Source organism: Kitasatospora albolonga (genome assembly GCA_002082585.1).
GTDB lineage: Bacteria > Actinomycetota > Actinomycetes > Streptomycetales > Streptomycetaceae > Streptomyces > Streptomyces stephensoniae.
This window is the reverse complement of record CP020563.1, coordinates 6,724,467-6,739,409: the sequence shown is the minus strand read 5'-3', so window position 1 is coordinate 6,739,409 and position 14,943 is coordinate 6,724,467. Positions and strand designations below refer to the sequence as shown.

The window sequence follows — 14,943 nt, the reverse complement described above, 5'->3', positions numbered from 1 at the left end:
CCGGGGGAAGGCGCGGCGGTCGAGCAGAAGAGAACAGAGAAAGGGAGAAGCTGTTCCGTCCGGCGCCCCGCCCGGCAGCGGGACGGTTGGTGGGCGGGACACCGGACAGGCTTCATGGCGCGTGCGGGCCGGTGTACGGCGGGCGCGTGCGCGGGTGGTGGTGCCGTACGGCCCTCGCGAAGGCGCGTCGGGCGTGCGGCGGGGCGGGACCGGCCCGCGCGGGGGCGGCCGGTCCCGGGGTGCTACTTCAGACCGATCTTGTCGCAGGCGGCCTTGTACTTGGCGGTGCAGATCTCGTCGACCGTGTAGATGCCGTCCTTGATGACGGTGTCCTTGATGTTGTCCTTGGTCAGCGAGACGACCGGGACGAGGACCGTCGGGATGCCCTTCTGGCTGGCGTTGTCGACCTTCGAGGTGGCGATCGAGTCGAGCTTGTCGCCCTTGGCGAGCGCGACGGCCATCTCGGCGGCGACGATGCCCTCGGCCGGGTAGGACTTGTAGACGCTCATGAACTGCTCACCGGTGACGATGCGCTGCACACCCGCGAGCTCGGCGTCCTGGCCGGTGACGGGCGGGAGCGGGTTGAGACCGGCGGCCTTGAGGGCGGTGATGATGCCGCCCGCCATGCCGTCGTTGGCGGAGTAGACGCCGTCGATCTTGTCCTTGCCGAGCGCGGTGATCGCCGCTTCCATGTTGGAGTTGGCGTTCTCCGGCTTCCACTCCTTGGTGTCGTACTCCTTCCCGTACTTCACCTTGCCGTCGAGGACGGACTTGGCGCCCTTCTTGAAGAGGGCGGCGTTCGGGTCGGTGATCGCACCGTTCATCATCACGATGGTGGCGCTGCCGTCGGCCTTGTCGCCCAGCTCCTCCAGCAGGGCGGTGCCCTGGGCGCGGCCGACCTCTTCGTTGTCGAAGGAGGTGTAGGCGTCGATGGGGCCCTCGGCGAGGCGGTCGAAGGCGACGACCGGGATGCCCGCGGCCTTGGCCTTCTTGATGCTGTTCTCGATCGCCTTGGCGTCCACCGCGCCGACGATGAGCGCGTCGACCTTGTTGGTGATCATCGTGTCGATCTGCTGCGCCTGGAGCGTGGCGTCCTGCTTGGCGTTGTTGTAAGTGACCTTCGCCTTGCCGTCGGTGAGCTCGGTGATCTTCTTCTCGATGATCGGCCGGTCGAACTTCTCGTAACGGGCCGTCTGGTTCTCGGGGAGGAGCAGACCTATCTTCAGGTCGTCGCCCTTCTTCTCCGAGCTCTTCTCGGCGTTGTCGCCGGACTCCTTGGCACTCCCGCAGGCGGCCAGCGAGATCGCCATCGTGGTGGCGGCAACGGCAACGGCGGCACGACGCATACGCGTGTTCATTCTCGAACCTCCCTGACGAGGCCGCGACGTTGCGGCCGAGGTGGCTGGAAGTCAACTCGGCCGCAGCGTCAGCGTCAAGGAGTAAATCCTTAACGAGATGACAACGGTGCCATTCGTTATCTAAGTGAAGGCAGGAGTCGCCGCGGGCTGGGCGCTCTCCAAAAGGGTTGAATCCCCCATCTCGCTCAGGACGAGGGCGAGGGCGCCCAGCACCTCGGCACGCCCGCCCAGGGCCCCGGGGAGCACCGAGAGCTGCCGGGCGGCGCTGGGGATCGCGTACCGCGACACGGAGTCCCGTATGGGCCCCAGAACCAGCTCCCCGGCCTCCGCCAGCGAGCCGCCGAGCACCACCCGGCTGGGGTTGAGCAGATTGCAGAGGTTGGCGACACCACTGCCTATGTGGCGGCCGACGTCCCCGATCACCCGGCGGCACCCCGGATCGCCCTCGCGGGCCAGCTGGACCACCCGTTCCATGGTGAGCCCGGGGCCGTGGCTGGGCTGGAGCAGCGGCAGGACGTACCGGGCGGCGGTGAAGGTCTCCAGGCAGCCGCGGTTGCCGCAGCGGCAGACCGGGCCCGACTCGTCGAGCGTGATGTGCCCGATCTCGCCCGCCGTGCCGCCGGGGCCCCGGTAGATGGTCCCGTCGATCACCAGACCGGCGCCGACACCGCTGGCGACCTTGATGTACGCGAGGTCCTTGACGCCCCGGCCGCTCCCCCAGACCAGCTCGCCGAGCGCCCCGAGGTTGGCGTCGTTGTCGACGTACACCGGGACGCCGAGGCGGCCGGAGAGCTCCTCGCTGGGGTTGATGCCCGTCCAGCCCGGCAGGATCGAGGTGGAGCCCAGCGTTCCGGACTCGACGTCGATGGGGCCCGGGACGCCGAGACCGACGCCGATCACCTTGTCCGGGCCGATCCCGGTCGCCTGGATCAGCCGGTTGACCAGCACTTCCGCCCGGTCGAACCCCTCCGCGGACGAGGCGTCGACGTCCAGCGGCTCGGACTCCTCGGCGAGCACCTGGTGGGCCAGGTTGCCGACGGCGACCCGCAGGTGCGTATGGCCGAAGTCGACGCCGATGACGATCCCGGCGTCCCCGCTGAGCGAGACGCTCCGGGCCCGCCGGCCGCCCGCCGAGGTGGGCGTCACCTCGACCGTCCCGCCGTCCTTCAGCTCCCGGACGATATTGGAGACCGTGGCCGCGGAGAGCCCGGTGCTCCGGGCGATCTCCGCCTGGGTGAGCGAACCGGCCATCCGTACGGCGCGTACGACCCGCTCCAGATTGGCCCTGTGCAGCGATGTCTGCGACCCGGGAGTCTCCATCGACTCATCCACTCCTGCCCTTGGCGGGCGGCCCCAGGGACCGCCCCGGCCGGGGCAGCAGCGATGACACCCCGGCTTCCTCCAACATGTGAACTCTAAGCTGACCGTTCGGGGGTGCCTCCCGTCAAGACCTGAGCACCGGCACACACCGCGACGGCCCGGTGCCCCGGCGGAGAAGTTCTCCGCCGGGGCACCGGGCCGTTGTGGATACGTGACCTTCTTATGCGTACGCGTGGTCTTCTTGTGCGGACGCGTGACCTGCTTCCGCCCCGCTACGGGCGCGTGGCCTACTTCAGCGCCCCCGCCGTCAGACCGGAGACGACCTGGCGCTGGAAGATGATGTACGCCGCCAGCACCGGGAGCATCGCGATCACCAGTCCGGCGAAGAGGCCGGAGTAGTCGCCCTTGTACCCCTGGCTCGCCGCCAGCTCCACCAGACCCTGGGCCAGCACCCGCTTCTCCGGGTCGGTGTTCAGCACGGTCGGCAGCATGTACTGGTTCCACTGCCCCAGGAAGTTGAAGATGCCGACGCTGATCAGGCCCGGCTTGGCCATCGGCAGCATGACCTGGAAGAACGTGCGGGTGTGCGAGGCCCCGTCGATGATCGCCGCCTCCGCCACCGAGGTCGGCAGCGTACGGAAGAACGAGGTCAGGAAGAACACGGTGAACGGCAGCGAGTACGCGATGTACACGAGGATCAGGCCGTGGATCGTGTTCAGCAGCCCCATGTTGTCCATGACGTAGAACAGCGGGACCAGCGCCAGCATGATCGGGAAACTCATACCGCCGACGAACAAGAAGTAAATGAAGCGGTTGCCCGGGAACTCGAAGCGCGCGAGCACATAGGCGGCCATCGACCCGAAGACCAGGGTGCCGACGAGCGAACCGCCCACCACCAGGATGGTGTTCAGGAAGTACTCGCTCATATGGGCCTGGCTCCAGGCCCGGCCCCAGCTGTCGAAGTTCAGCGAGCCGGGCAGCGACCAGGGGCTGTTGAAGATGTCCGTGTCGGTCTTGAACGAGGACATCACCGCCCAGAACAGCGGCAGGACGACCATGATCGCCCACAGGACCAGCACGCCGTGCGAGAAGACGTTGAGAACCTTGCCCTCGCCGCTCTTCGCGGGGGCGGACGGGCTCTTGGCGGCCGTTCCGGCGCGCTGGGCGGGAACCTCGGCCGCGTCGGTGGCGGAGGGAGGGGTGTCGGTGGTCTTCATCAGAACTCCAGCCGCTCGCGCCGGCCCACCCGCATGACGAGGGCGGCGAAGGCCAGCGTCACGAGGAGCAGGGCGACACCGATCGTGGTCGCGTAGGCCGCCTGTCCGTCACGGAATGCCGACTGGTAGACGTAGAGCGGCAGGACGGTGGTCGAGTAGTCGGGCCCGCCGGGGCCGACGCTCATGATGTGCACGATGGCGAAGCCCTCGGCGCCGAGCGCCAGGATGCCCATGTAGACCCAGCCGGACTGGACCGTGTCCCACAGCAGCGGCAGCGTGATCCGGAAGAAGGTCGTGAAGCGGCTCGCCCCGTCCAGCAGGGCGGCTTCGTAGAAGTCCTTGGGGATGGAGGCCATGCCCGCGGAGAACAGCACCACGAAGAAGCCCGTCGTGCACCAGACGAGGACCGCCATGATGACCCACAGGGCCAGCTTCGGATCGCCCAGCCAGTCGGGGACGTCCGTGAAGCCCACGGCCTTGAGCGTGCCGTTGATCATGCCCTGGGCCGGGTCGAAGGCGAACTGGAACAGGATGGCCACGATCGCGATCGAGAGCACCTGCGGGAAGAAGTAGGCGATCTTGTAGAAGCCCGAGCCCCGGACCCCCGTGATGGCGGCGCCCTTGCGGCGCCGCCCGCCCACGTTGAGCATGAAGGCGAAGAAGAGCGCGAGCCCCAGCGTCACCAGCGGCAGCAGAACCGCCAGCAGCACGCTGTGCTGAAGCGATTTCCAGAAGATGTCGTCGTCGAGCATCTTGGCGTAGTTGTCGAACCCGACCATCGTGAAGTCGGGGCTCAGCCCCGTCCAGTCCGTGAACGAGTAGTAGATGGACTGGATGAAGGGCCAGATGACGAGGATGACGTACAACGCCATCGGGACCGCCAAGAACCCGACTATGAACCGGTACTTACCGTGTTGCATCGTTACCGACTCCGACCTTCCCCGAGCTGCCGCCGCTGGTGACGCGTGATCACTGGTGCCTGAAGTGCTTGATGGACTGGTCCTTGGCGGTCGCGTCGGCGAATGCCTGGATCTTCTTGATGGTCTCGGCCGGGGTGGCGCGGCCGGCCATCATCTCGCCGAGCGCGGCGACACCGATCTGCTCCTTCTGGAGCTTGACGTACCAGTCCTGGAGGCGCGGGTTGACCACGTTGGTGCCCGCCTTGTCCAGCGCGGCGACACCGGACTTGAGGCCGTCGGAGAGCTCCAGGCCGTCGGTGCCGCCGTTGAAGGCGGAGAGCGACTTGGTGTTGGAGGTGAAGGACTTGGAGGACGCCTCGCTGAGCATGATGCGCAGCTGCTCCATGCCGCCCGCCGGGTTCTTCGCCTTGGCCGGGACGATGAAGGGCTCGCCGCCGGAGGCCCAGATGGTGCCGAAGGGCAGCTTGTCCGAGGAGTCCAGGCTCGAGGGCGCGCCCACCGAGAGCTTGAAGTCCTTCGGGATGATCGCCGCTTCCTCGTTCTCGACCCAGGAGCCGTTCGGGATGAACAGCGCCTTGCCGCGGGCCCACGCGCCCTGCGAACCGCGGTGGTCCAGGCCGGGGGTGCCCTTGAGGATGTACCCCTTGGCGTACAGCTCGTAGTACGCCTCGAAGGCCGCCTTGACCGCCGGGTGCTCCCACGCCTTCGGCTCCAGGTTGTCGATGGCGTTGAGGACCTCCACGCCGCCGATCTTGCCGATGAAGGGGTAGAGCGAGAACGGGATGTAGTACGGGTGCTTGCCGGGGTAGGTCCAGCCCGCGATGCCCTGCTTCTTCGCCTTCGCGCAGAGCGCGAGCATGTCGTCCCAGGTCTCCGGGTACGTGGCGTCGAGCTTGTCCAGCGCGGTCTGCGAGTACCAGACGCCGTAGACCGTGTACGCGTAGTACAGCATCCAGACCGGGTCGCCATCGAACTGGCCCATCTCGACGATGCCGGGCCGCAGGGTGTCGCGGACCGTCTTGGCGGGGTCGTCGATGGAGGGGGCGTCGAGCAGCGGGGTGAGGTCGGTGAGCTGCTTCTTGCCGACCAGGACGCCCATGTCCATCTGCTGGGCACCGGAGTTGTCGATCAGGTCCGGCGGGGTGCCACCGTTGAAGCGCGGCTGGAGGACCGACTGGATCTTCTGCGTGGCGGAGAACTTGATCTGCGCCTCGGGGTAGGTCTTCTTGTAGACGTCCCGGGCGTCCTCCGCGTACTTGGTGCCGAACCCGCCGTCGAAGATGACGATCTCCAGCGGGGCGCTGCCGTTGACGGCCAGCGGGTTCTTCTCGGTCTTCTCGCCCTTTTCGACCTTGTCGTCGCCACTGTCACCGCTGCCGCTCGCGCAGGCGGACAGGAAGCTCATCGTCGGAACAGCGATCAGGCCGAGTGCGGCAGAACGCTTGATCAGATCGCGACGGCCGAGGCCCTCATTGTGCTGAGCGGAGGTCGATCCCATGCTCAAGTCCTCGCCTTCTCCAGGACTCAGGCGGTGTACCGGTCACCCGTCGAAAACTCGCCTCAGGCGAAGGGCCCCGCCACCGCGGTCAGTTGCGCTTGGGTGGTGCAGATATGCAGGTGTACCGGAGAGAAAAAACCGGTGGAATGGGGGTGCCGGAGAACCGTACAGTGAGGACGCCCGTGGCACCCTCGCGACCGTCCTCCGTCTCCCCCTGCGCTCATCCGTCGGAACGGCTGTGCAGATGGCGACAGGTATAGTCCACTTGTCGCCAACTGAGCAAGATCGAATGCAGGTTGGAGCGGCAGTCTTTCCCGAGTTGAGACCTCGCGGACACGTCGGCACCGTGCGCCCTGTTCCGGGGGCGACTTTCTCCCCTTACGGCCGATTCGCCCACCGCGCCCGCGGCAACACCCTTGACACGTCCCGTCACTTGGCTCCCTACTGGACCTTGCATCCCGCTATGACAACGTTGTCCAAGCACGCTCCGGGGAGGAATGGCTCGGTATGCAGCCACCACGTGGTCTCCACCAAGGCGCTGGGAAGGTCTTCAGCAGCGCCTCCCGTACGGGCCGTACGAGACGGAGCCGTACGGCCGCCGTCCTCGCGGCGGCTCTCGCCCTGGCCCTCGCGGCCCCCACGGCCGCCGTCGCCGGTCCGTCCGGGGCGCCGCAGAAGCCTTCCGGCGAGCGGACGTTCCGCTCCTCCTTCGAGGCGGACGAGAAGCAGCCGGACTGGCGCGACACGGCAGAAGAAGGACCGGACGGCACAGAGCGCTCATCGGGTGTCGACGGCGGATTCTCCACCGGCATACCGGGCAATGTGACCGACCGGGTGACCGAGGTCCGCGCCAGTGCCGAGAACACGGCGGGCGGTGAGGTCAAGGAGAACCTGGTCGACGTCGAACCGGCCTCCAAGTGGCTGGCGTTCTCGCGGACCGGCTGGGTCGAGTTCGACCTGGACGAGCCGGTGAAGGTGGTGACGTACGCGCTCACCTCCGCCAACGACCACGCCCCGCGCGACCCCAGGGACTGGACGCTCAAGGGTTCGGCGGACGGCAAGGAGTGGACCGACCTCGACCGGCGCAGCGGCGAGACCTTCGCCAAGCGCCATGAGACCAAGTCGTACGATGTCGCCTCCGGCACCGCCTACCGGCACTTCCGGCTGGAGATCACCGCCAACAACGGCGCGTCGGACATCCTCCAGCTCGCCGACGTCCAGTTCTCGGACGGCGACACCTCCGCGCCCGTCCCCGACGAGATGCGCAGCAGGCCGGACCGGGGCCCCTCCGGCTCGCCCACCGCGAAGGCGGGCGCGGGATTCACCGGAAAGAAGGCACTGCGTTACGCGGGTACGCACAAGCCGGACGGCCGGGCGTACGCGTACAACAAGGTCTTCGACGTGAACACGGCCGTCACCAAGGACACCGAGCTCTCCTATCTCGTCTATCCGCAGATGGGCGAGACGGACCTCAACTACCCCGCGACCCACGTCGCGGTGGACCTCGCCTTCACCGACGGCACGTATCTGAGCGAGCTGAGGGCCACCGACAGCCACGGCGGCCTGCTGACCCCGCAGGGCCAGGGGGACGCCAAGCGCCTCTACGTCAACCAGTGGAACAAGGTCTCCTCGCGCATCGGCACGGTCGCGGCGGGGAAGACGGTCGACCGGGTGCTGGTGGCGTACGACTCCGCCAAGGGCCCGGCGAAGTTCCAGGGCTGGGTCGACGACATCGTGATCGAGCCGAGGAAGCCGGAGAAGCGCAAGGCGCATCTGTCGGACTACGCGCTGACCACGCGCGGCACCCACTCCTCCGGCGGCTACTCGCGCGGCAACAACATTCCGGCGACCGCCGTCCCGCACGGCTTCAACTTCTGGACGCCGGTCACCAACGCCGGTTCGCTGAGCTGGCTGTACGACTACCACCGGGGCAACAACGAGGACAACCTCCCCACGCTCCAGGCTCTCAGCGCCAGCCATGAGCCGAGCCCCTGGATGGGCGACCGGCAGACCTTCCAGGTGATGCCCTCGGCCGCCTCCGGCACCCCGGACGCCGCCCGCACGGCCCGTGCGCTGCCGTTCCGGCATGAGAACGAGGTGGCGAAACCGCACTACTACGGCGTCACGTTCGAGAACGGTCTGAAGGCCGAGATCACACCGACCGACCACGCGGCCCGGATGCGGTTCACCTACCCGGGCAAGGACGCGAGCCTGGTCTTCGACAACGTGTCGAACGCGGGCGGCCTCACCCTGGACCCGGCGACCCGCTCCTTCTCCGGCTACACGGACGTCAAGAGCGGCCTGTCCACCGGCGCCACCCGCATGTTCGTGTACGGCGTCTTCGACGCGCCGGTCACGGACAGCGGGATGCTGAAGGGCGGGGGCGGCGACGACGTGACGGGCTTCTTCCGCTTCGACGCGGGCAAGGACCGCACGGTCAACCTGCGCCTGGCCACCTCGCTGATCGGCGTCGACCAGGCGAAGAAGAACCTGGCGATGGAGATCCCGGCGTCCACCTCCTTCGAGAAGGTGCGGCGCACCGCGCAGAAGTCCTGGGACAAGATCCTGCGGACGATCGAGGTGGAGGGCGCCAACGAGGACCAGCTGACCACGCTCTACTCCAGCCTCTACCGGCTCTACCTCTACCCGAACTCCGGTCACGAGAAGGTCGACGGGAAGAACAAGTACGCGAGCCCCTTCTCCAAGCCGACCGGCACGGACACTCCGACGAAGACCGGCGCGAAGATCGTCGACGGCAAGGTGTACGTCAACAACGGCTTCTGGGACACCTACCGCACGACCTGGCCCGCCTACTCCTTCTTCTCCCCGAAGAAGGCCGGAGAGCTGGTGGACGGCTTCGTGCAGCACTACAAGGACGGCGGCTGGACCTCGCGCTGGTCCTCCCCCGGCTACGCGGACCTGATGACCGGCACCAGCTCGGACGTGGCCTTCGCGGACGCGTACGTCAAGGGCGTGAAGTTCGACGCGGAGGCGGCGTACGACGCGGCCGTCAAGAACGCCACCGTGGCCCCACCGTCCTCGGGCGTCGGCCGCAAGGGCATGGAGACCTCCGTCTTCACCGGTTACGCCAACACCGCGACGCACGAGGGCCTGTCCTGGTCGCTGGAGGGCTACCTCAACGACTACGGCATCGCGCGGATGGGCGAGGAGCTCTACAAGAAGACGAAGAAGACGCGGTACAAGGAGGAGTCGGCCTACTTCCTCAACCGGGCGCAGAAGTACGTCAAGCTCTTCGACGACAAGGCGGGCTTCTTCCAGGGCAGGAAGCCCAACGGCGACTGGCGCCTCCCCTCGGACCAGTACGACCCCCGCGTCTGGGGCTACGACTACACCGAGACCAACGGCTGGGGCTACGCCTTCACCGCCCCGCAGGACAGCCGGGGCCTGGCCAACCTGTACGGCGGCCGCGCGGGGCTCGGCAAGAAGCTGGACACGTACTTCTCGACGCCCGAGACGGCCGGTCCGGAGTTCGTCGGCAGCTACGGCGGGGTCATCCACGAGATGACCGAGGCGCGGGACGTGCGGATGGGCCAGTACGGGCACAGCAACCAGGTCGCCCACCACGCCACGTACATGTACAACGCGGCCTCGCAGCCCCACAAGACACAGGAGAAGGTCCGCGAGGTGCTGAGCCGCCTGTACGTCGGCAGCGAGATCGGGCAGGGCATCCACGGCGACGAGGACAACGGCGAGCAGTCGGCGTGGTACCTCTTCTCGGCGCTCGGCTTCTATCCGCTGGTGATGGGCAGCGGGGAGTACGCGATCGGCTCGCCGCTCTTCAAGAAGGTCACCGTCCGCATGGACAACGGCCGCAAGCTGACGGTCAAGGCCCCGAAGAACAGCGCGACGAACATCTACGTGCAGGGCGTGAAGGTCAACGGCAAGAAGTGGACCTCCACCGCGCTCCCCCACGAGGTGCTGGCCAGGGGCGGCACGCTGGAGTTCGACATGGGCCCGAAGCCGTCCGCCTGGGGCACGGGCAAGGACGCGGCCCCGGTCTCCATCCAGCGGGACGACAAGGCCCCGGCGCCCAAGGGCGATGTGCTGAAGGGTGACGGGGCGCTGTTCGACAACACCTCGGCCACCTCGGCGGAGGTCACGTCGGTGGAGCTGCCGGTGCCCGCGTCCACCAAGGCGCTCCAGTACACGCTGACCTCGGCGGCGGCTGACAAGGCCCCGAAGGGGTGGACGCTCCAGGGCTCGTCCGACGGGAAGAGCTGGAAGGACCTGGACCGCCGCTCGGGCCAGTCCTTCGCCTGGGACAGGCAGACCCGGGCCTTCTCGGTGGACCGGCCGGGGGCGTACGCGCAGTACCGGCTGGTGCTGACCGGGGCGGCGACGCTGGCGGAGGTGGAGCTGATCTCCTGATCCGTACGTGATCCACGCGGGCGGCCGGTACCCCCAGGGGTGCCGGCCGTCGGCTTTCTACGTGTCCTGAAGGCTCTCGGGCAGGGCCACGTTGAGGGCGGTGACGACCGGCTGGCCGTGCTCCGTACCGAGCCGGGAGAGCGCCCCCGTGGCGAGCTGGAAGAGGCGCCCCTCGGCCGGGGTCAGCCCCAGGTAGCGGGCGGTGAGGACGCGCAGGAGGTGGGAGTGGGCGACCAACGCGATGTCTCCGTCCCCGACCCGCTCGGCGGCCGACCGCACCCCCGCCAGCACGGTGTCGGCCCGCGCCCCGACCTGCGCCGGGCTCTCGCCGGGGTGTTCGTCGGTACCCGGGTCGACGCCGTCGGTCCACAGGTTCCAGAAGGGCCGGGTGCGGTGGATCTCCCGGGTGGTGACGCCCTCGTAGCCGCCGTAGTCCCACTCCCGCAGCTCGGGGGTGACCCGGGCCCCGGTGAGCCCGGCCAGTTCGGCGGTGCGGCGGGCGCGGACGGCGGGGCTGACGAGGGTGAGCGCGATGTTCCGGCCGGTGAGGAGCGGGGCGAGGGCGCGGGCCTGGCGCTCGCCGGTCGCGGTCAGGGGGAGGTCGGTCCAGCTCGTGTGCTGCCCGGAGCGGGACCACTCGGTCTCGCCGTGCCGGATGAGGATCAGCTCGCCCATGGTGGTCCGTTCGTTTTCCGCACGGGTGGGGTGGGTGGCGCGGGTGGTGTCGGCGGGGCCACGTACCGTAAGTCCCTCACCTGCTCGATTTCCCGTGGGGGGACCGCATGTCCGACAACTTTCCGCCTCCGCCGCCCGAACAGCCGCAGCCTGCGCCGCACACCCCGGCGCAGGCCGGTCCGGAGCCGGAGCGGTCGTCCCCCCAGCCGCCGCCCTCGCCGTGGGCGCGGGAGCCCTGGGCGGCCCCGGCCCCGGCCGGACCGGCGCGGAAGGGGCGTACGGGCCTGATCGTGACGCTCGTCCTCGGCGTCTCCTTCGCCCTGGTGGGGGCGGTGGTGGTGCTCGTCTACTCGCTGATGCAGTCGGCCTGGGACTCCGCGGCCCTGTCGCCCGAGCGGCCGGGCTCGTCCTCCTCCGCTCCGTACACGGAGGAGGACGAGGAGGAACCGGACGAGGAGCCCGAGTTCGACACGGACGGGACGGCGGACGTCACGATCACGAAGTGCACGCGGGACTCCCTGATCGACTGGCCGCACGCGGAGCTGGAAGTCGTGAACGGGACCGGGAGCACGGCGGCCTATGTCGCGTACGTGTCCTTCGTGGACCGGGACGGTGAGCTGGTGTCCGAGGGCCTCGCGGTCGCGGAGGACGTCGCGCCCGGGGAGAAGGCCAAAATGACGGCCCAGGGCACCGGGGAGGCCCCGGAGGGCACGAAGTGCCGGCTCGACCGGGTGCAGCGGGACGCGATGTAGCGGTCCGGCGTTGCCGGTACGACGCCGAAGGGCCGTACTCCGGGTCTCCCCGGGGTACGGCCCTTCGTCACTCGGTGGCCGGTCCGCCTACTTGCGGATCAGGCTGCGGAGCACGTACTGGAGGATGCCGCCGTTGCGGTAGTAGTCCGCCTCGCCGGGGGTGTCGATGCGGACGACCGCGTCGAACTCCACACCGGTGTCGGTGGTGACCTTGACCGTACGGGGGGTGGTGCCGTTGTTCAGCTCGGTGACGCCGGTGAAGGAGAAGGTCTCTTCGCCGGTGAGGCCGAGGGTCTCGGCGTTCTGGCCCTCGGGGAACTGGAGCGGGAGGACGCCCATGCCGATGAGGTTCGAGCGGTGGATGCGCTCGTAGGACTCGGCGATGACGGCCTTGACGCCCAGGAGCGCGGTGCCCTTGGCGGCCCAGTCGCGGGACGAGCCGGAGCCGTACTCCTTGCCCGCGAGGATCGCGAGGGGGGTACCGGCGGCCTGGTAGTTCTGCGAGGCGTCGTAGATGAACGACACCGGGCCGTCAGCCTTGGTGAAGTCGCGGGTGTAGCCGCCCTCGGTGCCCGGCGCGATCTGGTTGCGCAGGCGGATGTTGGCGAACGTGCCGCGGATCATGACCTCGTGGTTGCCTCGGCGCGAGCCGTAGGAGTTGAAGTCACGGCGCTCGATGCCGTGCTCCGTGAGGTACTTGCCGGCCGGGGTGTCGGCCTTGATGGCACCGGCCGGGGAGATGTGGTCGGTGGTGACCGAGTCGCCGAGCTTGGCCAGCACCCGGGCGCCGGTGATGTCCTCGACCGGGGTCGTCTCCATCGTCATGCCCTCGAAGTACGGGGGCTTGCGCACGTAGGTGGACTCGGAGTCCCACTCGAAGGTGTTGCCGGTCGGGATGGGGAGCGCCTGCCACTGGGCGTCGCCCGCGAAGACGTCCTGGTAGGACTTGTTGAACATGTCCTCGCCGATGGCGTTCGCCACGACGTCGTTGACCTCGGCCTCGGTGGGCCAGATGTCGGTCAGGTAGACCGGCTTGCCGTCCTGGTCGGTGCCCAGGGCGTCCTTGGTGATGTCGACCTTCATCGAACCGGCGATGGCGTACGCGACGACCAGCGGCGGGGACGCCAGGTAGTTCATCTTGACGTCGGGGTTGATGCGGCCCTCGAAGTTACGGTTGCCGGAGAGGACCGACGTGACCGCGAGGTCGTTGTCGTTGACGGCCTTGGAGACCTCCTCCGGCAGCGGGCCGGAGTTGCCGATGCAGGTGGTGCAGCCGTAGCCGACGAGGTTGAAGCCGACCTTGTCGAGGTAGGGGGTGAGCCCCGCCTTGTCGAAGTAGTCGGTGACGACCTTCGAGCCCGGGGCGAGGGTGGTCTTGACCCACGGCTTGCGGGTCAGTCCCTTCTCGACCGCCTTCTTCGCCACGAGCGCGGCGGCGACCATGACGTACGGGTTCGAGGTGTTGGTGCAGGAGGTGATCGCGGCGACGGTGACGGCACCGTGGTCGATCTCGTACGTCGAGCCGTCGGGGGCCGTGACGGTGGTCGGGTTCGACGGGACGCCGTTGGAGACGGCCGGGGCGTCGGAGGCCGGGAAGGACTCCTTGCCCGCCTCGTCGACACCGGTGTCGGAGACGTAGTTGCGCACGTCCGAGGCGAACTGCTGCGCGGCGTTGGCCAGGACGATGCGGTCCTGCGGGCGCTTCGGGCCGGCGATGGAGGGGACGACCGTGGCGAGGTCGAGCTCCAGCTTCTCGGAGAAGTCCGGCTCGGCGGCCGGGTCGAGCCAGAGGCCCTGCTCCTTGGCGTACGCCTCGACGAGGGCGACCTGCTGGGCGTCGCGGCCGGTCAGGCGCAGGTAGTTCAGGGTCTCACCGTCGATCGGGAAGATCGCGGCGGTGGAGCCGAACTCCGGCGACATGTTGCCGATGGTGGCGCGGTTGGCGAGCGAGGTGGCGGCGACGCCCTCACCGTAGAACTCGACGAACTTGCCGACGACGCCGTGCTTGCGGAGCATCTCGGTGATGGTCAGCACGAGGTCGGTGGCGGTGGTGCCGGGGGTCAGCTCACCGGTCAGCTTGAAGCCGACGACGCGCGGGATGAGCATGGAGACCGGCTGGCCGAGCATCGCGGCCTCGGCCTCGATGCCGCCGACGCCCCAGCCCAGCACGCCGAGGCCGTTGACCATGGTGGTGTGCGAGTCGGTGCCGACGAGGGTGTCGGGGTACGCCTGGCCGTTGCGGACCATGACCGTACGCGCCAGGTGCTCGATGTTCACCTGGTGGACGATGCCGGTGCCCGGGGGGACGACCTTGAACTCGTCGAAGGCGGTCTGGCCCCAGCGCAGGAACTGGTAGCGCTCCCGGTTGCGGCCGTACTCCAGCTCGACGTTCTGGGCGAACGCCTCGTTGGTGCCGAACTTGTCGGCGATGACGGAGTGGTCGATGACCAGCTCGGCCGGGGCCAGCGGGTTGATCTTCGCCGGGTCGCCGCCCAGCTCCTTCACGGCTTCACGCATGGTGGCGAGGTCCACGACACACGGCACGCCGGTGAAGTCCTGCATGATCACGCGGGCCGGCGTGAACTGGATCTCCTGGCTGGGCTGCGCCTGGGAGTCCCAGCCGCCGATGGCCCGGATGTGGTCGGCGGTGATGTTCGCGCCGTCCTCGGTACGGAGCAGGTTCTCCAGCAGGACCTTCAGGCTGTACGGGAGGCGCGCGGAGCCCTCGACCTTGTCCAGCTTGAAGATCTCGTACGACTCGTCGCCCACGCGCAGCGTGCTGCGGGCGTCGAAGCTGTTCGCCGACACGACAGT

9 protein-coding genes are annotated in these 14,943 nt (G+C 68.5%); 2 read left to right on the top strand and 7 right to left on the bottom strand.

What is annotated here, in order from left to right; genetic code table 11:
• Window positions 1–242: 242 nt before the first annotated feature.
• The 5 genes from B7C62_29670 to B7C62_29650 all read right to left on the bottom strand — a co-directional run bounded on the left by B7C62_29670 (window position 243) and on the right by B7C62_29650 (window position 6,313).
• Window positions 243–1,358 (bottom strand): ABC transporter substrate-binding protein, encoded by a 1,116-nt coding sequence (locus B7C62_29670; GenBank protein ID ARF75971.1) that lies wholly within the window; start codon window positions 1,356–1,358, stop codon window positions 243–245.
• A 120-nt stretch (window positions 1,359–1,478) separates the two neighbouring features.
• The gene (locus B7C62_29665; GenBank protein ARF75970.1) at window positions 1,479–2,678 is read right to left on the bottom strand and encodes a transcriptional regulator; all 1,200 of its coding nucleotides are present in this window, start codon (window positions 2,676–2,678) and stop codon (window positions 1,479–1,481) included.
• A gap of 287 nt (window positions 2,679–2,965) precedes the next feature.
• Window positions 2,966–3,895: a sugar ABC transporter permease gene (locus B7C62_29660; GenBank protein ARF75969.1), complete on the bottom strand. Its 930-nt coding sequence runs from the start codon at window positions 3,893–3,895 to the stop codon at window positions 2,966–2,968.
• Window positions 3,895–4,815 (bottom strand): ABC transporter permease, encoded by a 921-nt coding sequence (locus tag B7C62_29655; protein ARF75968.1) that lies wholly within the window; start codon window positions 4,813–4,815, stop codon window positions 3,895–3,897. The genes B7C62_29660 and B7C62_29655 overlap by 1 nt, the downstream gene beginning before the upstream one ends.
• A 49-nt stretch (window positions 4,816–4,864) precedes the next feature.
• A complete protein-coding gene (locus B7C62_29650; protein ID ARF75967.1) occupies window positions 4,865–6,313 on the bottom strand; it encodes a carbohydrate ABC transporter, N-acetylglucosamine/diacetylchitobiose-binding protein in 1,449 nt (482 codons plus the stop codon).
• 507 nt (window positions 6,314–6,820) lie between these two features.
• On the opposite strand from B7C62_29650, the gene B7C62_29645 reads away from it, so the two are divergent.
• The gene (locus B7C62_29645; GenBank protein ID ARF75966.1) at window positions 6,821–10,702 is read left to right on the top strand and encodes an alpha-mannosidase; all 3,882 of its coding nucleotides are present in this window, start codon (window positions 6,821–6,823) and stop codon (window positions 10,700–10,702) included.
• A gap of 57 nt (window positions 10,703–10,759) precedes the next feature.
• Here the strand turns inward: B7C62_29645 and B7C62_29640 are convergent, their stop codons facing one another.
• Window positions 10,760–11,377 carry a histidine phosphatase family protein gene (locus B7C62_29640; GenBank protein ID ARF75965.1) on the bottom strand — a complete coding sequence of 206 codons (618 nt, stop codon included), beginning with the start codon at window positions 11,375–11,377 and terminating at the stop codon, window positions 10,760–10,762.
• A gap of 107 nt (window positions 11,378–11,484) precedes the next feature.
• On the opposite strand from B7C62_29640, the gene B7C62_29635 reads away from it, so the two are divergent.
• Window positions 11,485–12,129 (top strand): hypothetical protein, encoded by a 645-nt coding sequence (locus B7C62_29635; GenBank protein ARF75964.1) that lies wholly within the window; start codon window positions 11,485–11,487, stop codon window positions 12,127–12,129.
• Between the two features lie 87 nt (window positions 12,130–12,216).
• On the opposite strand, the gene B7C62_29630 is transcribed toward B7C62_29635, so the two are convergent.
• On the bottom strand, window positions 12,217–14,937 hold the full coding sequence (locus B7C62_29630; GenBank protein ARF75963.1) for an aconitate hydratase 1: 2,721 nt from the start codon (window positions 14,935–14,937) through the stop codon (window positions 12,217–12,219).
• Between the last annotated feature and the right edge of the window lie 6 nt (window positions 14,938–14,943).